The sequence below is a fragment of the Providencia sp. 2.29 genome (genome assembly GCF_015832305.1).
Taxonomy (GTDB): domain Bacteria; phylum Pseudomonadota; class Gammaproteobacteria; order Enterobacterales; family Enterobacteriaceae; genus Providencia; species Providencia stuartii.
Map to the genome: position 1 here is coordinate 1552949 of NZ_CP065420.1, position 23298 is coordinate 1576246.

General features: G+C 40.3%; 19 protein-coding genes. 12 read left to right on the top strand and 7 right to left on the bottom strand.

Annotated elements, in window-relative coordinates; translation table 11 throughout:
* Positions 1 to 65 precede the first annotated feature (65 nt).
* Positions 66 to 2942: an aminomethyl-transferring glycine dehydrogenase gene (gene gcvP, locus I3B46_RS06900; protein WP_004921716.1), complete on the top strand. Its 2877-nt coding sequence runs from the start codon at positions 66 to 68 to the stop codon at positions 2940 to 2942.
* A 218-nt stretch (positions 2943 to 3160) separates the two neighbouring features.
* Here the strand turns inward: gcvP and I3B46_RS06905 are convergent, their stop codons facing one another.
* The gene (locus I3B46_RS06905) at positions 3161 to 3781 is read right to left on the bottom strand and encodes an HD domain-containing protein (protein WP_004921714.1); all 621 of its coding nucleotides are present in this window, start codon (positions 3779 to 3781) and stop codon (positions 3161 to 3163) included.
* An 11-nt stretch (positions 3782 to 3792) separates the two neighbouring features.
* Positions 3793 to 4782 carry a tRNA-modifying protein YgfZ gene (ygfZ, locus tag I3B46_RS06910; protein WP_004921711.1) on the bottom strand — a complete coding sequence of 330 codons (990 nt, stop codon included), beginning with the start codon at positions 4780 to 4782 and terminating at the stop codon, positions 3793 to 3795.
* Between the two features lie 252 nt (positions 4783 to 5034).
* On the opposite strand from ygfZ, the gene sdhE reads away from it, so the two are divergent.
* Together sdhE and I3B46_RS06920 are read left to right on the top strand one after the other, a co-directional pair.
* Entirely contained in the window at positions 5035 to 5301 is a 267-nt protein-coding gene (gene sdhE, locus I3B46_RS06915; RefSeq protein ID WP_004921708.1) for an FAD assembly factor SdhE, read from the top strand.
* The gene (locus I3B46_RS06920) at positions 5282 to 5692 is read left to right on the top strand and encodes a protein YgfX (RefSeq protein WP_036941148.1); all 411 of its coding nucleotides are present in this window, start codon (positions 5282 to 5284) and stop codon (positions 5690 to 5692) included. Before sdhE ends, I3B46_RS06920 begins: the two co-directional genes overlap by 20 nt.
* Before the next feature lie 45 nt (positions 5693 to 5737).
* On the opposite strand, the gene fldB is transcribed toward I3B46_RS06920, so the two are convergent.
* Complete coding sequence (gene fldB, locus I3B46_RS06925; RefSeq protein ID WP_014656387.1) at positions 5738 to 6256, bottom strand: flavodoxin FldB; 519 nt, start codon at positions 6254 to 6256, stop codon at positions 5738 to 5740.
* Positions 6257 to 6418: 162 nt separating this feature from the next.
* On the opposite strand from fldB, the gene xerD reads away from it, so the two are divergent.
* From xerD to I3B46_RS06960, 7 genes are all read left to right on the top strand, one after another.
* A complete protein-coding gene (gene xerD / locus I3B46_RS06930) occupies positions 6419 to 7342 on the top strand; it encodes a site-specific tyrosine recombinase XerD (RefSeq protein WP_004921697.1) in 924 nt (307 codons plus the stop codon).
* Between the two features lie 19 nt (positions 7343 to 7361).
* Positions 7362 to 8066, top strand: a complete 705-nt coding sequence (dsbC, locus tag I3B46_RS06935; RefSeq protein ID WP_004921696.1) for a bifunctional protein-disulfide isomerase/oxidoreductase DsbC — start codon at positions 7362 to 7364, stop codon at positions 8064 to 8066.
* Positions 8067 to 8071: 5 nt separating this feature from the next.
* A complete protein-coding gene (gene recJ / locus I3B46_RS06940) occupies positions 8072 to 9805 on the top strand; it encodes a single-stranded-DNA-specific exonuclease RecJ (RefSeq protein WP_004921693.1) in 1734 nt (577 codons plus the stop codon).
* A gap of 138 nt (positions 9806 to 9943) precedes the next feature.
* Positions 9944 to 11045 (top strand): peptide chain release factor 2 gene (gene prfB, locus I3B46_RS06945; RefSeq protein WP_101495230.1). Its coding sequence is split into 2 segments (ribosomal slippage): positions 9944 to 10021 and positions 10023 to 11045, totalling 1101 coding nucleotides; the frame shifts between segments, so codons are not numbered across the junction.
* A 7-nt stretch (positions 11046 to 11052) separates the two neighbouring features.
* The gene (lysS, locus tag I3B46_RS06950; RefSeq protein ID WP_004921686.1) at positions 11053 to 12573 is read left to right on the top strand and encodes a lysine--tRNA ligase; all 1521 of its coding nucleotides are present in this window, start codon (positions 11053 to 11055) and stop codon (positions 12571 to 12573) included.
* A 628-nt stretch (positions 12574 to 13201) separates the two neighbouring features.
* Positions 13202 to 13729 (top strand): hypothetical protein, encoded by a 528-nt coding sequence (locus I3B46_RS06955; RefSeq protein ID WP_004921685.1) that lies wholly within the window; start codon positions 13202 to 13204, stop codon positions 13727 to 13729.
* A gap of 26 nt (positions 13730 to 13755) precedes the next feature.
* Entirely contained in the window at positions 13756 to 17859 is a 4104-nt protein-coding gene (locus I3B46_RS06960; protein ID WP_163761963.1) for a hypothetical protein, read from the top strand.
* 276 nt (positions 17860 to 18135) lie between these two features.
* Here the strand turns inward: I3B46_RS06960 and I3B46_RS06965 are convergent, their stop codons facing one another.
* The 3 genes from I3B46_RS06965 to I3B46_RS06975 form a co-directional block, all read right to left on the bottom strand.
* Positions 18136 to 18960 (bottom strand): helix-turn-helix transcriptional regulator, encoded by an 825-nt coding sequence (locus tag I3B46_RS06965; protein WP_004921678.1) that lies wholly within the window; start codon positions 18958 to 18960, stop codon positions 18136 to 18138.
* A 930-nt stretch (positions 18961 to 19890) separates the two neighbouring features.
* Positions 19891 to 20250: a nitrous oxide-stimulated promoter family protein gene (locus I3B46_RS06970; protein WP_004921676.1), complete on the bottom strand. Its 360-nt coding sequence runs from the start codon at positions 20248 to 20250 to the stop codon at positions 19891 to 19893.
* A gap of 233 nt (positions 20251 to 20483) precedes the next feature.
* The gene (locus I3B46_RS06975; RefSeq protein ID WP_004921673.1) at positions 20484 to 20702 is read right to left on the bottom strand and encodes a DUF465 domain-containing protein; all 219 of its coding nucleotides are present in this window, start codon (positions 20700 to 20702) and stop codon (positions 20484 to 20486) included.
* A gap of 271 nt (positions 20703 to 20973) precedes the next feature.
* Here I3B46_RS06975 and eco point away from each other — a divergent pair, with 271 nt between their 5' ends.
* Complete coding sequence (gene eco, locus I3B46_RS06980) at positions 20974 to 21450, top strand: serine protease inhibitor ecotin (protein ID WP_004921671.1); 477 nt, start codon at positions 20974 to 20976, stop codon at positions 21448 to 21450.
* A 48-nt stretch (positions 21451 to 21498) separates the two neighbouring features.
* Here eco and I3B46_RS06985 read toward each other — a convergent pair whose 3' ends face one another.
* A complete protein-coding gene (locus I3B46_RS06985) occupies positions 21499 to 21936 on the bottom strand; it encodes a universal stress protein (RefSeq protein WP_104872860.1) in 438 nt (145 codons plus the stop codon).
* A gap of 296 nt (positions 21937 to 22232) precedes the next feature.
* Between I3B46_RS06985 and I3B46_RS06990 the strand changes: the two genes are divergently transcribed.
* The gene (locus I3B46_RS06990) at positions 22233 to 23162 is read left to right on the top strand and encodes a cation diffusion facilitator family transporter (protein ID WP_014656378.1); all 930 of its coding nucleotides are present in this window, start codon (positions 22233 to 22235) and stop codon (positions 23160 to 23162) included.
* Positions 23163 to 23298: the final 136 nt, after the last annotated feature.

A 23298-nucleotide genomic window follows, 5' to 3' on the forward strand; every position in this document is an offset into this window, starting at 1 on the left:
CGGGGCGTTTTGCTTTGAAGCCTACCCTTTAGCAGCAGATTAGATATAGGAATGGGAACACAGCTATGACGATGCCTCTGAGTCAATTAGAAAACCGTTCGGAATTTATTCAACGCCATATTGGTCCATCAGAACAACAAGTAAAAACGATGTTGGACACTGTGGGTGCCACCTCTCTTGATGCACTGACAGACAATATTGTCCCTAAAGCCATTTTATTGGCAGAGCCACCAAGAGTTGGTGGTGGGGCGACAGAACAAGAAGCGTTAGCAGAATTGAAAGCAATAGCGAGTTTAAATAAGCGCTATAAGAGTTATATTGGGATGGGGTACGCCCCGGCTATTTTACCGCCCGTTATTTTACGTAACTTACTCGAAAACCCAGGTTGGTATACGGCTTATACGCCTTATCAGCCAGAAGTGTCTCAAGGACGCTTGGAATCGTTATTAAACTTTCAGCAATTAACGATTGATTTAACAGGGCTTGAATTAGCTTCCGCTTCCCTTTTAGATGAAGCGACAGCAGCGGCGGAAGCCATGGCGATGGCGAAACGTATTAGTAAATTAAAAAATGCTGAACGTTTTTTTGTTGCTGACGATATTCATCCACAAACATTAGATGTTGTTCGCACCCGTGCAGGCACATTTGGCTTTGAAGTGATAGTCGATAAAGCTGAGAAAGTCCTTGAACACGAAGGTGTGTTTGGGGCGTTATTGCAGCAAGTAGGCTCGACTGGTGAAGTCCATGACTACAGTGAACTGTATGCGCAACTCAAAGAGCGTAAAATTATAAGTTGTGTGGCCGCTGAAATGATGGCTCTGGTGATGTTAACCGCACCGGGTAAGCAAGGCGCTGATATTGTCTTTGGCTCAGCACAGCGCTTTGGTGTGCCTATGGGGTATGGTGGTCCACATGCTGCATTTTTTGCTTGCCGAGATGAATACAAGCGCGCAATGCCTGGCCGTATTATTGGTGTATCTCGCGATGCGTCCGGTCATACTGCACTGCGTATGGCGATGCAAACTCGAGAACAACATATTCGCCGTGAAAAAGCAAACTCAAATATCTGTACGTCACAGGTGTTGCTAGCAAATATTGCCGCAATGTATGCCGTTTACCATGGCCCAAAAGGGTTAAAATTGATTGCTGAGCGTATTCATCGCTTGACATCTATTTTCGCTAAGGCGCTACAAGATGCGGGTATCACACTACGTCATAAGAGCTGGTTTGACACACTCTCAATTGAGGTAGCAGATAAAGCTGCCGTTCTGGCGCGGGCGGAAAGTGCGAAGGTCAACTTACGTACTGATATTCATGGTGCAGTTGGTATCACATTCAGTGAAACAACAACACGCCAAGACTTGAATGAGCTATTCACTATCATCACAGGAAATGAGCAAAAATTGGATTTCGAACAACTTGATAAACAAGTTTCGGCCCAAGAGAGTGCTATTTGCCCTTCAATGCAACGTGATGATGCCATTTTGTCGCATCCGAATTTCAACCGTTATCATAGTGAAACGGAAATGATGCGCTATATGCACAGCCTAGAGCGTAAAGATCTCGCATTGAACCAAGCGATGATCCCGCTTGGCTCTTGTACGATGAAGCTAAATGCTGCGGCTGAAATGTTGCCGATCACATGGCCTGAATTTGGCGAAATGCATCCATTCTGCCCACCGGAGCAAGCTCAGGGCTATCATCAAATGATTGAGCAGCTATCACATTGGTTAGTTCAGTTAACAGGGTATGATGCAGTCTGTATGCAGCCTAACTCAGGTGCCCAAGGTGAATATGCAGGGTTATTGGCAATTCGCCGCTACCATGAAAGCCGCCATGAAGGACACCGTAATATTTGCCTTATCCCTGCATCGGCACACGGCACCAACCCTGCATCAGCACATATGGCTGGTATGGAAGTGGTGGTGGTACGCTGTGATGATGAAGGGAATATTGATCTGGTGGATTTACGTCAGCAGGCAGAAAAACATAGCGATAATCTTTCGTGTGTGATGGTGACTTACCCGTCAACTCATGGCGTGTATGAAGAGAGCATCAAAGAGGTTTGTGAGATCATTCATCAGTTTGGTGGGCAAGTGTACCTCGATGGTGCCAATATGAACGCACAAGTAGGCCTAACAACGCCAGGTTATATTGGTGCCGATGTTTCTCACCTCAATTTACACAAAACCTTCTGTATCCCACACGGTGGTGGCGGCCCAGGTATGGGGCCAATTGGCGTGAAAAAACATTTAGCGCCATTTGTTCCGGGGCATTCAGTTGTTGAACAAGAGATGATCACTGAGCAAGGCGCAGTTTCGGCAGCACCTTTTGGTAGTGCGTCCATTCTGCCAATCAGTTGGATGTACATTCGTATGATGGGATCTTATGGTCTGAGAAAAGCAAGTCAGGTAGCGATTTTAAACGCGAACTACATTGCTAAACGTCTACAAGGCCGCTATGACATTCTGTATACAGGTCGTGATGGCTACGTTGCTCACGAATGTATTGTTGACTTGCGCCCAATTAAGAAAGATACAGGGATCAGCGAATTAGATATCGCAAAACGCCTCATCGATTATGGTTTCCATGCACCAACCATGTCATTCCCTGTTGCGGGTACATTGATGATTGAACCAACAGAATCAGAAAGTCTGGTGGAAATTGATCGGTTTGTTGATGCGATGTTAGCCATCCGCAATGAAATTGACAAAGTGGCTAATGGGGAATGGACACTGGAAGATAACCCACTGGTTAATGCTCCACATGTTCAAACAGAGCTAGTGGCGCAGTGGGAGCATGCCTATAGCCGCGAGTTAGCTGTATTCCCAACAGCGGCCACAAAAGCAAACAAATATTGGCCTGCCGTGAAGCGCTTGGATGATGTTTATGGTGATCGCCATTTACATTGTTCCTGTGTGCCGATTGAAGAGTATATGTGATTAGTGTGTTGTAAATAATAAGTAGCCCTCAATAGTTGTATTATCAATTATTGGGGGTTTTTAGTTATAGTGGGGAAAGGATAAAACGCATCTGTTTCATCAATCGATAGCCGTTGGTATTTTCCGCGTGATAACACGATTGAGTTAAATACCCGATATTATTACCGGGTATTTGATTCACTGATTCACACCAAGAGCAAACTCTATTGGTGAATAAATTACAACAACCAACCTTTTTGCTGGGCGAGTTTCAGTTGTGGTAAGAGTTGCTCCCAAAATTCAGGAAATACTTCTTCTATAAACTCATTTCGAGCGATCACTTGTTCTAGGCGAATATTATTCTCGACCCAACTTTGCCCTTGATTATGTAAATTTAAGAGCATAGGAATGGTTCTATCGATAACATTGGCAAATTTCGCATCCAATGTTTCTGCCGCATCATACTCTTTCCATAAAGCCAAAAATTGCTCATTTTGTGGAGAAGGGAGTAAGCCAAAAATACGAACAGCAGCTTTGACCTCTTCTTCGCGAATAGCATCACGTGCCGCAACATCGTAAACCAAGACATCACCTGCATCGATTTCGACGATATCATGTACTAAGGCCAACTTAATGGCGTGATCAACATTCACCCCTTTGACATAAGGCGCGAAACTCATTGCAGCCATAGCAAATTGCCAACTATGCTCCGCTGTATTTTCTTGCCTCTCATTGTTGAGTAATTTATTTTTTCGATAAACACTTTTTAGTTTATCCAACTCCATTAAAAATTGGATAACTTCGGTAAAGCCGCCAAAATCTAAAACGTCAACGGACTTATTACCTTTTGCAGATGACATAAAAACCTCAATTATTTTTCTTCTTCCAACGAGTAAGGGAGTGGCTGAATAGTTAGGTGGCTTTGCTCATCCCCTGTAACACGAAATACACTATCCGCTTCCATATCATTATTCATAATGATTTGAATATTCACTTCACCATTTGCTAATTTCACCGCAGCAAGAACAGTACCGGTACGGCGCCATTTATCACCTAATTGCCATTCTACACCTTCACCGACTGCCGGAACGGATGTTGCTGTGCCTTTCAGCCAATACATCGCCCGCTTATTGGCGCCACGGAATTTTGCCCGTGCGACCATTTCTTGTCCGGTATAGCAACCTTTTTTAAAGCTAATACCATAAGGTAAGGCTTGCAGGTTGGTGGCTTGAGGCAAATGTTGCGCGCTGCTGGCTTGTTCGATAACGGCGTATCCCGCTTCTATTTCTAGTGATAACCATTGCTCATCATTAACCACTTCCGCATTAAGCGAGTCGGTAATTTTTTGTGCAGTTGCTTGATCTGTGACGATAAGAAAACGTTCGTTAGGCAATGCGTAATGTAAAATTGTTGAGACGCCATCAACGGTGACTTGGTTTTCTGCATCAGGTAGCGTAGTGAATATAGTGGCTAATGCTTCGCGAGCCCCTTTCCCCGCGACACCGAGTAATTTTAGCTCTTGCTTATGTTCAAAGGTGACTTTCGAGAACACCGCGTATTTTTTTAGCTCGGCTAATTGGCTATCAAGTACGCTGGCTCTTTCAATATAAGAGAAACCATCAAGGTGGTGGAATAGACGCAAGTCACTCCACATTTTCCCTTTAGGATCACAGTGAGCGGTTAAGGTGTGTTGTGCTGGTGTCATTGCGCTAACATCAGCCGTAACTTGCCCTTGAAGGTACTTTTCAGCATCAAGGCCATGCAAATGAATTAATCCCCAGTTTTCCAGTGAAATCAATATAAGTGGTAAAGACTGAGAATCAAGAGGGAATTGTTTTGAGTGAGCAACTTCAGTAGTCATGATTTCACCTGTTTTTCTTTCGTATCAGAAGGGGGTTAATGGTAAAAGAGCTGGATTACATTGCAAGTAGTTATTATGATGCGCTATCAATTATTCAATATTTTTAATCGGCATTCTTGGATAAAAGCGCGATAGAGTGATGAAAATTATCGACATTGTACGATAGGTCATGTTTTCCCAATCAATTATCTGTTAGAGTATTGAAAATAATTAATCTTATCAGTTAACTGCAACAAATAAGGTCGTAGTGGAATGGATATAGAGAATAAAGCAAGAATTCATTGGGCTTGCCGTCGTGGTATGCGTGAGTTGGATATTTCCATCATGCCATTCTTTGAATATGAATATGAAGGACTTTCTGACAAGGACAAACGTACTTTTGTTCGTTTACTTGAGTGTGCAGACCCTGATCTGTTTAACTGGTTAATGAATCATGGGCGCCCAGACGACGATGAGTTGTTTGGTATGGTTAAATTGATTCAGGAAAGAAATAAAAATCGTGGTCCTGTGGAAATCTAATCTCTCCATTTCATGGAAAACTCAGCTTTTTTCAACCTGTGCTCATGGGGTAGTCGGCTTTATTCTATTGGTCGCACCATGGGCGCCAGGGAATTCAATGGTGTGGTTGCCGCTGTTAGTGATTGTGATTGCTAGCTGGGCAAAAAGCCAAAAAAGCATCAGCAAAATCAAAGGGACTGCGGTACTGGTTAATGGCAATAAAGTCCAATGGAAAAAGAATGAGTGGAGTATCGTTAAGCAACCTTGGTGTAGCCGTGTGGGGGTATTATTGACACTCAGTGCCTTACAAGGTAAGCCACAGAAGATCCGTTTATGGGTTGCAAAAGATGCCTTATCAGAAGAGAGCTGGCGTAATTTAAACCAACTATTACTGCAATATCCTGATATTTAATCATTAGGGGTTATTGCAGTAATGGGGAAAGTCAGCATAGTCAACTTACAGTAATTCTTCAATCTCGGTTAAGATTTGCATACACCACTGTGCGATACGCTCATCGGTCTCTTCAAATTGATTCACATCATCTAAAGCCAAACCAACGAACTGTGTACCATCTTCTGTCAGTGCTTTCGGGCTTTCGAATTGGTAACCATCGAGTGGCCAAAAGCCTACAAATTGCACCCCTGTTGGCTTTAGTTGATGATATAGCATGCCTAGTGCATCAAGAAACCATTCACTATAATCAATCTGATCGCCCATCCCATACATAGCAACAATTTTGTTGTTAAGCTTAAGATTGGGAAGCGCATCCCAAATTGCCAGCCAGTCTTCTTGTATTTCACCAAAATCCCACGTAGGGATACCCAAAATGAGAACGTCATACTGCTCCATCAGTTCAGGCGGTGTATCGTTGACATTATGTAATGTAACCAAATCTTCACCGAGGATATCGCGTATTTTTTCCGCGACAATTTCGGTATAACAAGTACTAGAACCGTAAAAGAGACCTATTTTCATGTTAATGTAACTAGTTTTCATTGCAGTAGAGAGGTATTGTAACAGAATGAACGGTATCGGGCACACACTCTCAATATTTTAGGGGGATGAGAAGACGAACCGAACATCACCAATAGCGCTGTAACTTGAGATAGGATAGGTATAATAGCTTACGTGGCGGTTATGAAGAGGAATATAAGCAGCGTGGAAACCAAACAGCTTAATCCATTAATTGAGCAATTTCTTGATACCATTTGGTTAGAGCAAGATCTCGCTGAAAATACATTGGCATCTTATCGTTTAGATTTGCAATTATTAGATAAGTGGCTGGAAGCGAATCAATTGGATTTGGAAAGTGTTCAATCAATCGATTTACAATCGTTTTTGGCAGAACGGATTGAAGGGGGATACAAAGCGGCTAGCTCTGCGCGTCTATTAAGCGCTATGCGGCGTTTATTCCAATATTTTTATCGTGAAAAAATACGGCTTGATGATCCTTCAGCGGTGATTGCCGCACCTAAAATACCACAACGGCTACCAAAAGATTTGAGTGAACAGCAGGTTGAAGATCTACTGAATGCCCCTGCAACCGAGGATCCTCTTGAGCTTCGCGATAAAGCGATGTTGGAAGTCCTGTATGCTTGTGGGTTACGAGTCTCAGAGCTGGTGGGGTTAACTTTCTCCGATATTAGCCTACGGCAAGGTGTCATACGTGTTGTGGGGAAAGGGAATAAAGAAAGATTGATTCCTCTGGGAGAAGAGGCTATTTATTGGGTAGAAAAATACCTTGAAGAAGGTAGGCCTGACTTACTCAATGGTAAAGCCAGTGATGTTTTATTTCCTAGCAAACGTGGCACAAAAATGACGCGCCAAACATTTTGGCATCGTATTAAACATTATGCGGTGATTGCGAATATCGATTCTGAAGCGTTATCACCACACGTTCTACGCCATGCATTTGCGACACATTTACTGAATCACGGCGCCGACTTACGAGTTGTGCAAATGCTATTAGGGCATAGTGATCTCTCTACGACACAGATTTATACACATGTCGCAACCGAGCGTTTGCGCATGTTACATGAGCAGCATCATCCAAGGGGGTGATGTGCGTTAAAGGATAATTATGAAACATAAACTACTCTTATGGGCGGCTTGCATTGCAACATTTTCCGCCTCAGTGTCTGCGGCAACAGATGATAAAGTGATTGAAGAGAAGCTTGCCAGATATAATATCTCTGTAGAATCAATCAAACCATCGCCTATTGTAGGGCTTAATACTATTGATACTTCAGATGGTATTATTTATGTAACTGATGATGGGAAATATTTATTACAAGGCCCTATTTATGATTTAAGCGGCAAAATGCCAGTCAACATTTCTAATCAACCACTCATGAAAAAGGTTGAAGCGCTAAAAGATGAAATGATCGTCTTTAAAGCGCCGAAAGAGAAGTATGTGGTTACAGTATTTACCGATATTACCTGTAGCTACTGCAAAAAATTCCATGAATCGGTTGGTGAATTAAATAGCAAAGGTATCACAGTACGTTACCTCGCTTACCCACGCCAAGGTTTGGAGCATGAGTCCGCAAAACAAATGGCATCTATATGGTGTAATGCGCTCCCTCAAAGTGCATTAACTAAAGCATTTAAAGGTGACGAAGTTGCCATGATTGATGAATGTAAAATTGATCTCAGTAAACACGTTAAGTTAGGTAGCCAATTTAAAATGACAGGAACGCCAGCGATCGTGTTACCTGATGGGCAATTATTGTCGGGTTATTTATCCCCCGATAAACTGTTAAAGATACTCGAACAAAATAGTTAACCATTGTGAATGTAGAAACTTTTTTACGCCAGCGTACACTCGCTGAGGATATTAAAACACTGGATGGTTTTCCTGAAATCCTTCAGCGAGTTTATGCCCATCGAGGCGTGACGGATATTTCACAGCTAGAGCGTAAAGCCGCTAACTTATTAGATTACCGCACGTTATCAGGGATAGATAACGCATTAACGCTACTTTATAGTGCATTGGAGAACCATAGCGTAATTACCATCGTAGGGGATTTCGATGCTGATGGCGCTACGAGTACGGCTTTAGCTATTCGTGCATTAAAATCAATGGGATATGTGAACTTAAATTACATTGTTCCAAATCGGTTTGAAAATGGTTATGGGCTGACGCCTCTTGTCGTTGAGGAAGCCTACAAACGCGGCGCGGATCTTATCATCACCGTTGATAATGGTATTTCGTCACACGAAGGTGTCGAAGCGGCTAGGCAGCATGATATTAAGGTCATTGTGACGGATCACCATCTTCCGGGAGATGTATTACCGAAGGCCGATGCCATTATTAACCCTAATCTAGAAGGGTGCCAATTTGCTTCTAAATCATTAGCAGGCGTTGGCGTGACTTTCTACTTAATGTCCGCGTTACGCGCCAAATTGCGCCAAGAAGGCTGGTTTGTTAAGCAGGGAATGAGCGAACCTAATTTAGCCGAATTCTTAGATTTAGTTGCGCTCGGAACAGTGGCAGATGTTGTTCCACTTGATACTAATAATCGTATTTTAGTGCATCAAGGTCTGCATCGTGTCAGGGCGGGGCGTTGTTGTGCGGGGATCAAAGCATTAATCGAGGTCTCAAAGCGGGAATGCTCTCGTTTGGTCGCCAACGACTTTGGTTTTGCTTTAGGGCCTCGTTTGAATGCCGCAGGGCGTTTAGATGATATGTCTGTGAGTATTGAATTACTCCTGACCGATGATATGGCTTATGCGCGAGAACTGGCTAACGAGCTGGATGGATTAAACCAAGCACGGCGGGAAATTGAAGCGGGGATGCAACAAGAAGCTTCCGTGTTATTTAATAAAATTGAGTATAGTGATAGCCAATTACCCAATGGGCTAGCTATCTATCATCCTGAGTGGCACCAAGGGGTTGTGGGAATATTGGCGTCAAGGATTAAAGAACAATATCACCGCCCTGTGATTGCTTTTGCACCCGCGGGTGACGGCACATTAAAAGGCTCAGGGCGCTCAGTACCAGGGGTGCATATGCGCGATGCATTAGAGCGCCTAAATACCTTACAACCGGGGCTAATGCAAAAATTTGGTGGTCATGCCATGGCGGCTGGCTTGAGCCTAGAAGAGAGTAAATTTGGCTTATTTAAGCAGCATTTTGAATCATTGATGGGGGAACTTATTCAACCCGATCAGCTATCAGGTGTTGTTTGGAGTGATGGTGAACTCAAACAGGATGAGTTCACATTAGAAATTGCTGAGTTACTACGTGAAAGCGGCCCTTGGGGGCAATCATTCCCTGAGCCTGTTTTTGACGGCTATTTTCGGTTGCTGCAACAGCGCTTAGTGGGTGAACGCCATCTTAAAATGATGTTAGAGCCAGTGAAGGGAGGGCCAATGCTGGATGCGATTATGTTTAATATCGATGTGCGGCGGTGGCCCGATAATAGTGTGAAACGCGCAAAAATTGCGTTTAAACTAGATGTTAACGAGTTTCGAGGTCAAAAGAGTGTTCAACTGATGGTTGAGCACATTTGGCCTGAATAAGGGAACTTTCTCAGTTTACGTCGATGAGAGGTAAGATTCGCTTTTGCAGTGCTATAAATTTTAGTGAAATTCCGTTATCATTGACGGTTTGTGAAGAATTTATTCTATTTATAACGACCAAACATAAGACATTGAAAAATGACGTTTGAAATTAACCCAGTAAAAAGTAAGATTCAGGACCTATCTGAGCGAACAGCGGTCCTTAGGGGGTATCTTTGACTATGATGCCAAGAAAGAACGCTTAGAAGAAGTTAATGCGGAACTTGAGCAACCAGATGTCTGGAACGAACCTGAAAGAGCACAGGCGTTAGGTAAAGAGCGATCTTCTCTTGAGGCGATTGTTGACACCATAGATCAAATGACCCAAGGCCTTGAAGACGTTGAAGGCTTACTCGAACTTGCTATTGAAGCTGATGATGAAGACACCTTTAATGAAGCAGGTGAAGAGTTAACTCAGCTCCAAGCAAAACTAGAGCAGCTTGAGTTTCGCCGGATGTTTTCTGGTGAATATGATAGCGCTGATTGCTACATTGATTTACAAGCCGGTTCTGGCGGTACTGAAGCCCAAGATTGGGCCAGTATGTTAATGCGTATGTACTTACGTTGGGCAGAATCGAAAGGCTTCAAAACAGAAATTATTGAAGAATCAGATGGCGATGTGGCGGGTTTAAAATCGGCAACCATTAAAGTTATCGGTGATTATGCTTACGGTTGGCTAAGAACAGAATCCGGCGTACACCGTCTCGTGCGTAAAAGCCCATTTGATTCAGGGGGCCGCCGCCATACGTCGTTTAGCTCCGCCTTTATTTACCCTGAAGTTGATGACGATATTGATATCGAAATTAACCCAGCAGATTTACGCATTGATGTTTACCGCGCTTCTGGTGCGGGTGGGCAGCACGTAAACAAAACTGAGTCAGCAGTACGTATTACGCACATACCTACAAATATTGTGACTCAATGTCAGAATGACCGTTCGCAACATAAAAACAAAGATCAAGCCATGCGCCAGTTAAAAGCGAAGCTTTATGAACTGGAGATGCAGAAAAAGAATGCTGATAAGCAAGCGATGGAAGAGAATAAATCGGATATTGGCTGGGGTAGCCAAATTCGTTCTTATGTCCTTGATGATGCACGTATTAAAGATTTACGTACTGGTGTGGAAACGCGTAATACGCAAGCCGTACTGGATGGTGATTTGGATAAATTCATTGAAGCTAGCTTGAAAGCTGGCCTGTGAGGAAAAAATGTCTCAGCAGCAACAACAGGGTGCAGAACAAGCCCCCGATTTGAATAACGAATTGAAAGCACGTAAAGAAAAACTCGTTGCTTTACGTGAAAAAGGGATCCCATTCCCGAATGATTTCCGTCGTGATATCACATCGGAAAAGATCCACGCACAATATGATGAAAAATCAGCGGAAGAGCTAGAAGACTTAAATATTGAAGTCGCCATTGCTGGCCGTATGATGACTCGTCGTATTATGGGTAAAGCATCATTTGCAACCCTGCAAGATGTGGGTGGTCGTATTCAAATCTATGTTTCTCGCGATGACTTAGCGGAAGGCGTTTATAACGAGCAATTTAAAAAGTGGGATTTAGGCGATATTTTAGGCGCTAAAGGCCGCTTATTTAAAACCAAAACAGGTGAATTGACTGTCCATTGTCACGAAGTGCGTCTACTGACGAAAGCACTGCGCCCATTACCGGACAAATTCCACGGTTTAGCAGACCAAGAAACACGTTATCGTCAACGTTACCTTGATCTGATTGCCAACGATGAATCTCGCCACACCTTTATGGTTCGTTCGAAGATCTTAGCTGAGCTACGTAACTTTATGGTCGGCAAAGGCTTTATGGAAGTGGAAACACCAATGATGCAAGTTATCCCTGGTGGTGCTTCTGCTCGTCCATTTGTGACTCACCACAATGCGCTGGATATCGATATGTATCTGCGTATCGCTCCTGAACTGTACCTAAAACGTTTAGTGGTTGGTGGTTTCGAACGTGTGTTTGAAATTAACCGCAACTTCCGTAACGAAGGCCTGTCTCCACGTCATAACCCTGAGTTCACTATGATGGAACTCTATATGGCGTATGCTGATTACCGTGACCTAATCGATCTGACTGAAGAGTTATTCCGCACGTTAGCGCAGAATGTTTTAGGAAACACTGTCGTTAAATACGGTGAGCAAGAGTTTGATTTTGGTAAACCATTTGCCAAATTGACCATGAAGGAAGCCATTTGTAAATATCGTCCTGAAACTAACGTTGCTGATTTGGATGATATGGATAAAGCGGTTGCAATTGCCCAGTCTATCGGCATCAAGGTAGAAAATAGCTGGGGCTTAGGTCGTGTTCAATGTGAAATTTTTGAAGAGGTTGCAGAAAGCCACCTGATCCAACCAACTTTCATTATTGAATATCCAGCGGAAGTTTCACCATTAGCTCGTCGCAATGATGAAAATCCATTTATCACCGACCGTTTTGAGTTTTTCATCGGTGGACGTGAAATCGGTAACGGTTTCTCTGAGTTAAATGACGCTGAAGACCAAGCAGAGCGTTTCGCTGAGCAAGTTCGTCAGAAAGATGAAGGTGATGACGAAGCGATGTTCTATGACGAAGACTATGTCACCGCATTAGAGCATGGTTTACCGCCAACGGCTGGCCTCGGGATTGGTATTGACCGTATGGTCATGCTATTTACTGACAGTCATACGATCCGTGACGTGATCTTATTCCCTGCATTACGCCCATCTAAAGCTTAGTGCTATCAATAACAATGCCCAGCTGAGTCTGGGCATTGTTTTATCCAATCCTAAATCGTTAAATAATACGTTAGTACAGTTAGCGATTATTAAATTATTACTTAAGTTAAATTATTTTTGTTAATGTATTTCCTTTATCAATAGGGCTTAATTATTTTTTATTGTTGCGCTTAAGTGGAAATACTCAGACATCATTTTTATGTTTATAACATAATAAGTGTAATGTACTTAACAAAATGTTAATAGATAAAAGATTCGAATTTGTTTTTTTGTTAGAAAATATTTCATATATTGAAATATTGTACTTTTCAGAAAAATCAAATAGTCACCGCCGTCCTGCAGTGGAATTGTTTATTAACCGGATAAAGGTTTCGCTTGAGATCGTTAGATGATAATTTTTTACAGTTATTATTTATAAAACTCAAAATAAGTGTTCTTAGTAATTTTATTGCATTAAAAATGATGGGGTCGATACCGATTTAGTGCTAAGATTAAAATAATTAACCAAAATTTATGAGATGACTCTATTTCTAGATTAGGGCTTATAGAAAATAGATAAATTTTAGCTTACACTAGGTTTCTTGAATGTCATTATAATAGCGAAGAAAAGTGCTGGTAAGGTAACTATATGTTTTCAAACAATAAAATTTTTGTTGCGTCTTTGCTTTTGGCTGGGACAGCAATTCTCTCTGGCTGTTCTTGGGGCTCTAACACGAATTATTCAGAAAAAACTGATGCCACAGCTTCATCAACGGCTAATTCAGCGACGGGGCAGCAGTACATGGATTATTCCCATGCTGATTCTCAGACTGTTTTAAACACGGCAATTAATCATAAGCCCGCTGGGCAAAATCCTACGATGCTAAATCAATCTGGAAGCGAAGGTGAGTCATTCCAGAGTTTAAGCACCTGTATTAAAGAACTTAATGCACTGAAAACACTGTCACCAGCAGATTACAATCGCTTAGTCGGTTCCTTTAAAGAAGTGAGCGAAATTAATCAGCTTTATAAACAAGTCGCATCGACAGCAAGTCCAGACACGATTGAACTGTTACAAATGGCAATAGAAGCTAAAACAAAAGTTCTTTGCGCGAAAGTTCGTTATAACTCAGTCCTGTCTACCGAATCAACATTGGAAAAAATTAGTGGATTATGAGAATTAACCTAAGACTTTGTATATCTTTGGCCATTTTTTCGGCTGCTTTTAGTCAATTTGCAAAATCGGATAGCTTCAATAATGTCATTGATGACTTTGACACTTACCTGCAATTAGAGCAGGAAGGTAAAGTGCCGGAAAAGCCATTGAATATTCAAGGTCAGGGATATGACTCATTTTCATCTTTACCGCTCGCTCCTGAGCCAAAAGAAAAATCTAAATCTGCTGCGGGTAAAAATGCAGGCCAAAGTAAAACGCCTGCACGTACCCAACCTAAAGCTAAAGGGGCGGTCACTCAGCAGACCCAGACTAAAGTTACGACGACAAAAGTAGCTACACAAGCTAAAGGTCAGATGACAGAACAACCTAAAGTTGCTTTGTCTGAATGCCCATTACCAGAAGAAAGCATTGTGGATCAACAAACTGGTTCAGCACACCAGTCTTTGTTATTGTCATCCTATCCTTATTTCTTTAATTCAAACCAATGGCATCCACAGTATTTATCGAAAGATTTTGCTAAATACCAAATTGTTCTAGATCCATTAGGGCTTTACTCTGCTAAGTACTCAATGGGGGTATTGCGTGATAATACGGCTTACCTAGAACAGCTTGCCGATCTACTCGCGCAACAACAATCGACTCACCTATTTAGATTTGGTGCTGCTCAAGGCGCTGGTCAGTTAATTGCTTATCATCAACTTTTAACCGATAGGCAATTAGTCGAAAAATTAATTGCACATAATAAAAGTGTAGCGGAACTCAGTCATGATATCGCCGAGAAACAATTTGAAATAGAGCGTATCAATAACGAACTTGCCGAAAATAAAAATCAAGTTGCTTTGTTACGTGAAAAACTAAGTGCAACAGATGATAAAGAAACCATTGTATTACTGACGGATGAATTGAACTCCGTTAAAAATATACTGGCAGATAAAGAAAATAATTTAGAACAACTCACTGCACAGAATCAACAAGCGCAGAAATCAATTGCGGCACTTGAGAAAAAACTTAGCGAAAGTATTCAAGCTCAAGCATTAGCAGAAAAACAACTTGCTGAGAAAGATAAACAAATAGAGCAAGCAAAATTACAATTTGAAAATGCTCAGAAGCAAGTTGAACAATTAACCGCCCAGCTAACTCAATTAGAAACGGATGCAAAAGAGCAGGCGGAACGATTAAATAAAAATAGTGACGAGCAAGTTAAACTCGTGACTGCTTCACTTGAAAAACAGAAGGAATTACTGAAGCAAAAAGAGTCAGAACTTCAGTTAACTCAAAAACAAAATAGCGATATTCAAGCTGAACTGTTGAAACAGCAAGCAGCTTCTAAAGCTTTTGAGGCTGAGCTAAAAGCGGCACAACAACTGTTAAAAACGAATAAAACAGAGCAAGATTCGCTGACGAAACAGTATGCAGAAAGTCTGAAAATTCAGCAGCAGCTACAAGAAAAATTAGCGAAACAAGAGCAAGAGTTTGCAACAGCACAAACTCAGCTGAAAAAAGCCAATACGGATGTTGTTGAGCTGCAAAAAGAGATTGAGAAGCAGAAGCAGCTAATGACGCAAGCGTCCGATCAGCAAGTAAAAGCATTGACGGCTGATCTTAACCAACAAATTGCGTTATTGAAGAAACAAGAAGCGGTGTTGCAAAAAGCGGAGTCAGATAGTCAAGCGACACGCGAAGCGCTGGCGAAGCAACAGGCCACAGCGCAACAGTTAGTAGAGCAGAAAAAAGCGTTAGAAGCTGAGTTGAAGACAGCTCAAGCACAGTTACAAGCACAGAAAACGGAGCAAGCGACATTAGCGAAGCAATATGAAGCAGGTCAGAAAGCCCAGCAGCAGCTACAAGAAAAATTAGCGAAACAAGAGCAAGAGTTTGCAACAGCGCAAACTCAGCTGAAAAAAGCCAATACGGATGTTGTTGAGCTGCAAAAAGAGATTGAGAAGCAGAAGCAGCTAATGACGCAAGCGTCGGATCAGCAAGTAAAAGCATTAACGGCTGATCTTAACCAACAAATCGCGTTATTGAAGAAACAAGAAGCAGTGTTGCAAAAAGCAGAGTCGGATAGCCAAGCGACACGCGAAGCGCTGGTGAAGCAACAGGCCGCAGCGAAACAGTTAGCTGAGCAGAATAAGCAGCTACAAGCGCAGTTAAAAGATAACGAGCAGCAGGCCGCAAAACTGCAAGCCTCGTTAACGGCTCAAACGGCACAAGCGGAGCAGAAAAAAGCGTTAGAAGCTGAATTGAAGGCGGCTCAAGCACAGTTACAAGCACAGAAAACGGAGCAAACGGCATTAGCGCAGCAATATGAAGCAGGTCAGAAAGCCCAGCAGCAGCTACAAGAAAAATTAGCGAAACAAGAGCAGGAGTTTGCAACAGCGCAAACTCAGCTGAAAAAAGCCAATACGGATGTTGTTGAGCTGCAAAAAGAGATAGAGAAGCAGAAGCAGCTAATGACGCAAGCGTCGGATCAGCAAGTAAAAGCATTAACGGCTGATCTTAACCAACAAATCGCGTTATTGAAGAAACAAGAAGCAGTGTTGCAAAAAGCGGAATCGGATAGCCAAGCGACACGCGAAGCGCTGGCGAAGCAACAGGCCGCAGCGAAACAGTTAGCTGAGCAGAATAAGCAGCTACAAGCGCAGTTAAAAGATAACGAGCAGCAGGCCGCAAAACTGCAAGCCTCGTTAACGGCTCAAACGGCACAAGCGGAGCAGAAAAAAGCGTTAGAAGCTGAATTGAAGGCGGCTCAAGCACAGTTACAAGCACAGAAAACGGAGCAAACGGCATTAGCGAAGCAATATGAAGCAAGTCAGAAAGCCCAGCAGCAGCTACAAGCGAAATTAACGCAGCAAGAAGAAGGCTTCACTACCGCTCAGGCTCAACTGAAAAAAGCGAATACTGATATCGCTCAGTTACAAAAAGAGATTGAGAAGCAGAAGCAGCTAATGACGCAAGCGTCGGATCAGCAAGTGAAATCATTAACGGTTGAGCTTACTCAGCAAGTATCGCTATTAAAATTGCAAGAAGCGGTACTGAAGAAAGCGGAAGAAGATAGTCGAGCGACACGCGAAGCGCTGGCGAAGCAACAGGCCGTAGCGAAACAGTTAGCCGAGCAGAATAAGCAGCTACAAGCGCAGTTAAAAGATAACGAGCAGCAGGCCGCGAAACTGCAAACCGTGTTGACGGCACAAACCGCGCAGACTGAGCAACATAAAGCATTAGAAGCTGAATTGAAAGCTGCTCAAAAACAGTTACAAGCACAAAAAGCGGAAGTTGAAAAACAAGCTAAAGAGCGTGAGCAACAAATTAAACGCCTTGAAACTGATATTACGACTAAAGAGAAAAAAGCGGCTGAGATTGATAAACAGTTAGTCGAGGCGAACAAACAAATCAGTGCATTAAAACTGGATGCTGAGAAGCTAAAAGGAATTGATAATAAATATCAATCTCAGAATACTGAGTTAGAAAAACTGAAAAAACAGTTAGCTGACAGTGCTAATTTGCAAAAAGAGTTAGCAACAGCTAAAGATCAATTGAAGAAACTAGAAGCTGAATTGAAGCAGCAAATGTCATTAACTTCGAATGAAGCGCTTAAAGCCCAGATCATGGAGTTAAATAAAAAAGTCATGCAGCTTCAAGATGAAAATGACAAGTTAAAAGCGAAAATAGCGCCGAGTGGCTCTACATCGATTATGGGAGCACCTAAAAAGCAACTGTCTCAAAAAGAGCTAAAGGCAATTGCTCAAGCGAATGCAAAGCGTAATCAACGTATAATTGAGGAAATCACTAAGCAGAAATACAGTAAGCTTGATAGCTTTACGTATTATAAAATCCTGCAAAAAGGTAAGCCAATTACCAATGTGCAGAAGAAAAATATCACATTTATTATGCGAGAACAGCTTACTGATGGAACTCTGACGGTACTGTATAAGGATCAAGAGCCTGTCACATTGCCTTATAGTGAACTACCCGCACCGTTGAACTCCTTTGTTGAGAAAGCGGGTGAAGGGGGTATGGTTAAGGTTTATATTAAGCCAGAAGGTGGTTATGGCGTCGATGGAATACCTGGGGTCATTCCGCCAAACTCAATGTCGATTATTGATTTAAAAATTATCAGCGCTAAATAACCATAATCAAAAAGTTAAAAAAGGCCGTTTTACTAATTTAGTAAACGGCCTTTTTTGTTATCGTCCCTGCATAAGTACTGAAATTTTTTCCGTTATCCATTATTGAAAAACCACTGAAATAGAGATTAGAACCATCGAATTGAGAGCAATTCAGTTAGGGAAGGGCAGGCGTTTAGCTAATTATTATCTGCCTTTCTGTCAGTATATAGGGCAATGCACACATATCTATAACTGACAGGGCAAATGTATTTTTTAGAAATAATCTAAATCATCACATCAGTGAGTCGGTGATCTTGATTTACTTGGCGTATACCCAAAACGCTTACGATAGCTTTGTGTAAAATAAGATTGACTTGAAAAGCCTGCTTCCATTGATATTTCAACGATACTCATTTGAGTATTTACAAGCAATTGATGTGCATACATAATTCTTTTTTCGCTGATCCATGAACGTGGTGAGGTTGAATAAACCGCATTAAATAGTTCTTTAAAAGTTGTTAAGCCCATACCGAATGTTTTCGCAAAATCAGCCAGCTTCCACTCTTTTAAAAAGTTATTTTCCATGAAATTCTGTAATCGTTCTGCTTGTCGATTACTCAGTTGTCTTAAATTAGCCAGCAGCTTTGAGCCTTGTTCACTATAAGAAAGCAATAAAAGAAACTCAGATATACGTAATGTCACCAGTAATCTAGGGTATTGTTGGTCAACGATGGCTTTAAAGCTATTTTTTAATTCATCAATGAGTGTTGATGTAGTAAACCTAATCACATCATAGCTATTGGTTTCTGTACGTTCAATTTCACTCAATTGGCTGCCATAAAGATTAATGAACTCTCGTAAAAATTGATCTTCTAAGGATATCCAAAGAAATTCACAATCTGACTCATCATCCGTGCTTTTTAAAGCGTATGAACCTTGTTTGTGATAAAGAATATCACCACAGTGTAATGTTTCTATTGATGTAGGGCTTTCCCATATCAAGCTGCCCTTTTCAATAATAATTAATCCTTTTGTAGGTTGGTCGATGATAGAATACGGGTTCTCTTTATTAACCAAGACTCTTTTTATACGACGGTTAGTTACATTGCTATCATTTTGCATAACGCATCCTGAGTGTTAATTTTTTAATTAAATGTTGAATTTGTTAATGTAAAGTTAAGGTTGAATTCCTTTATCTATTTATTAGATGAACAATAAATTCATCTTTATCTGATTGATCAAAATTATATAAATCAGCTTTTTTGTGTCACAGATTAATTCTAAATATTAATAAATGTTTCCAAATGCTAATTTTCCGAATTAATATCTTTTTTTGCTCGAAAAAAGTATTGTTAAAGATGTTTTTTAGTTATTTATAACTAGTTAGTTGTTTTTGTATAGTGATTAATACTAATAAATGGTTTTTAGTAGCATAAAAAGTAATCTAATGGTTTTATTCAATTCTGGTGTTTTTTGATCTAGATGGGGTAAGCCACCTTTTTCTGCATATTAGGAGGAAAATATAGTGATAGCTTTTATTGTTATTAATATCGGAAAATATAGTACTGATAAATAAATTTTATGTTTTTATCTGTTAGCCATGTTATCAATTAATTTTGTTACATGTAACGATAATAAATATTTGTCGTAATAACATAAATCACACAATATTTGAGATAGAAATCTCATTTATTAAACATATTTTCTAAAAGTATGGTTTTTGATAGTTCTATAAACATAGATTTTGATTATTAGTTATCATGGGGTACTAATTTTTAGAGAAACGTCACTCAAATGAAATGGATATAAGCTCTGTCGAGGAAGCAACCTATTGACGAGTTAAAAAAGATTTACAAGTGTTTAGGGGGCTAAGCGATAAATGACAATTAGCATGCCATAAATTGATAGGGCAACAGTTGGCGTTAAGAAAGGGGGCTTTTAAGATTATTTAATGATTGTTTCTTTTATTATCATCACACTCATTATCAATATATTTTAGCAAACTAATAAACCCAGCGAATATCACAATGTAAATAAAAAGTTATCTAGCGGTTAATTATCTGTGGATGAATTTCTATTACGTTTTCTTTCAGGGAGTTCAGGAACTGGCTTTCGGTCATCAAGTAAATGTCTGATGGCTAAGATGGGGTGATGGAGTAACATTTTTGGCCCAGCCCAGCGCATTACTATTTTCATTTGTTCTCGCATTTTTGGCTGGTAACAATGTATTGGGCATTGTTTACAAGCAGGCTTTTGCTCTCCATAACGGCATTTTTCGAGCCGATTAATTGCATAGGCATAGAGCTTTTTATATTGTTCTGGCGAATCAGCCGGTGCAGGATGTGCCTTTTCGTAGAGTTGGATCATTTTTTCGATAGTTTTTATTTCCCGTTGGATACGTTTCCCAACCATCTGTGCACCTCAATCTATCTACAATAAATTGCATTTAATATACATGTTATTGGAGGGAATAGAAAGTCGGCATGATAAGAAGATAAACCGAAAATGGCATAAGTAACGACTTATGCCATAATAAACAATAAGATAAAATTAACTAGAAAATGAGTAATATAAATTGTTAATTAAGGTTTAACTAAACCAAAAACAAGATAAAAACTTACTTATTTAGCCTAGTAAATTGAATATTAACCTTTATTTGCCGATTGCATTATTTTTTGCATTTCGTCTTTTATATGCAATTTTTCTTTTTTAAGCTTAGCAACATGCTCATTATAACCAGCACCGGAAGGGCCTTCTAATTTGCTGATCTCTTTATCGAGCTGATGATGTTTTTCATAAAGATTTTGGAAGCGGGGATGAGTAGATATTAACTTTGAAACTAAATCTTGCTCTGTAGATAACATAGTACCTCCTCAGAATGTATTTAAGCCTCATCTCCAGTATAAGCACTGTCTATTATTTATGCATTAAAACAGAGAAGAATTTACATAGTTTTTATCAAATTTATGATCATTCTACTAAAATTAGCTATGATGGGATTGAATTAGATAGTTATATTTTCTTATTTTTGAAATTAAGAATTATCCATAGTGTAAATTGTAGTATTTTTCACTTGCTCTAGGTAAAAAGATTTCTATTTTTTATTAATATGATTGCATTTTATAGGATTTTATCATGAAAAAAGCGATTTTATCTGTAATGGCAGTAGCCTTAGTATCGTCTTGCGCAATGGCGACAGGGGAGTTAGAAAAGATCGCACCTTATCCTAAAGCAGAAAATGGCATGACACGTCATGTGATCCAGTTGGCAGCAAAACCGAATGAAGATAATTATCAGGTTGAGCTTGTGATCGGTAAAACCATTAAAGCAGATTGTAACCGTCAATGGTTTATGGGCGATCTAGAAGAAAAAACACTGGAAGGTTGGGGCTATAGTTATTATCAGTTAGAAGATGTTAAAGGGCCCGCTTCAACGATGATGGCATGTTCAGAGCCTGCAAAAGAACGTTTTGTGACTACGCAACTTGGTGATGATGCTTTTGTTCGTTATAACAGCAAATTGCCTATTGTAGTTTACGCTCCGAAAGATATGGATGTGAAATATCGTATTTGGTCAACGGATGATCAACTGCTCGATTCGGTCAAGAAATAACATATCCTATAAGTGCCACGGTTAATGCTGTGGCACTTTCCTTTATGTCTATCTAATAACTAAGACAGATGTTTTTGCATGGCGTACGATAGTTGATGCCGTAGAGCCTAATAAATAGGTGGAGGCACTTGGACGATGAGAGCCGAGTACAATTAAGCTCGCACCGATATCATCGGCATAACTGAGTATTTCGTCTTTGGCGGAGCCAATGCCAATTTTGCAGGTAATTCTTTCATCGGCGATATTAATATCTTTGATCACGTCTTCTAATGCTTTCAGAGCAAGCACGGAGCGTTCTGCCGAGTTTTTATGACTTTCAGGTAAGATAGTCACTTCAATACCAAAAAATAGCTCAGCGCTTGGGATCACAGATAAAAAATGAATTTCTGGTGAGCCTAATTTTGCTAGTTCTTCGATATGTTTAATGATCTGTGGATTAAGTGAGTCTTCTAATAGGTCGATAGGAACTAAAATTTTATTATACATAACCACCTCATTCATATGTTTATTCAAGCCATTATAGCAGTTAAGATTTAATATAGTATAAAGGATTTAACTTTTGTTAAATCAATGTAATTTAAACAAAAAAACTATCATTTTCTGCTATTCAATTTAATACAAAAATAATAAAAATAACGATTATCATTCAATTCGATAGACTACAATTAAATAACAAGACTTTTCTTTAATTATATGTCAGTATTTACAGTGAGTTTCATAACTAATTGATTTAAAAAGTTTAATTAAATGATAATTATTTTGCTTTTCATTAAGAATATATTATGGACAAAGAGAAAATATTAAATACGACAGGTGATGAGCTTACTCTTCAGCAGAAAAAGTTTCATGCAGCTAAAAAAAGCACCTTAGTCAGTGTCATTGTGAATATGGTGCTTTCTATATGGCAGATTATCATTGGTTTTATTTCTCATTCTCAAGGGTTAATTGCCGACGGTATTCATACATTATCAGATCTCGTTGCTGACTTTGTTGTATTAATTGCCAATAAAAAGAGTCATAAAAAGCCTGATGAAGACCATCCTTATGGCCATTTTCGATATGAAAATGGTGCTTCATTGATCTTAGGGATTATTTTATTGATTGTTGGCGTTGGCATGATTTGGTCGGCTGTACAAAAAATGCTTGACCCTGATTTAATCCAAGAAGTTCACACGATTGCTCTCGTCGCAGCATTGGTCTCGTTGGTGGCGAAAGAAGGGCTTTTCCGCTATATGTTAAAAGTTGCCAATCAGGTCAACTCCAGCATGTTGGTTGCGAATGCTTGGCACGCTCGTTCAGATGCGGCATCTTCACTGGTTGTCGCGATTGGGATTATTGGTAGCTTATGTGGTTTGAAAATTTTTGACCCTATCGCGGCATTAATTGTGGGTACTTTTGTTTTCCGCATGGGCTATAAATTTACTTATCAATCAATGCAAGATCTGATGGATAAAGGTGCGGATGAAGAAACATTGCAAGAAATTCGTACTGTGCTTGAAAACATTGAGGGGATCAAAGGGTTTCACGATTTGAAAACACGTAAATCGGGCGATTTCTATTTAGTTGATGTTCATTTAGAGGTCGATGGTGATATGTCGATTGTGGCAGGCCATGAAATTGCGGTAAATGTACGTGATAAATTAATGGAAAACCCGCAAATCCTCAATGTCATGACTCACTTAGATCCTTACGATAAAGAATGTATTCATTAGTTGAAAACCGCCAATAGAAAAATAACCGAAAGGGCCTCGCTTTCGGTTTTTTCTTCAAACTATCTTCCTGATTAAACCTCTTTATATCTCAATCGTGCTTTATTTCACAAACTGTTTCACTATGTGGCCGGTGTTG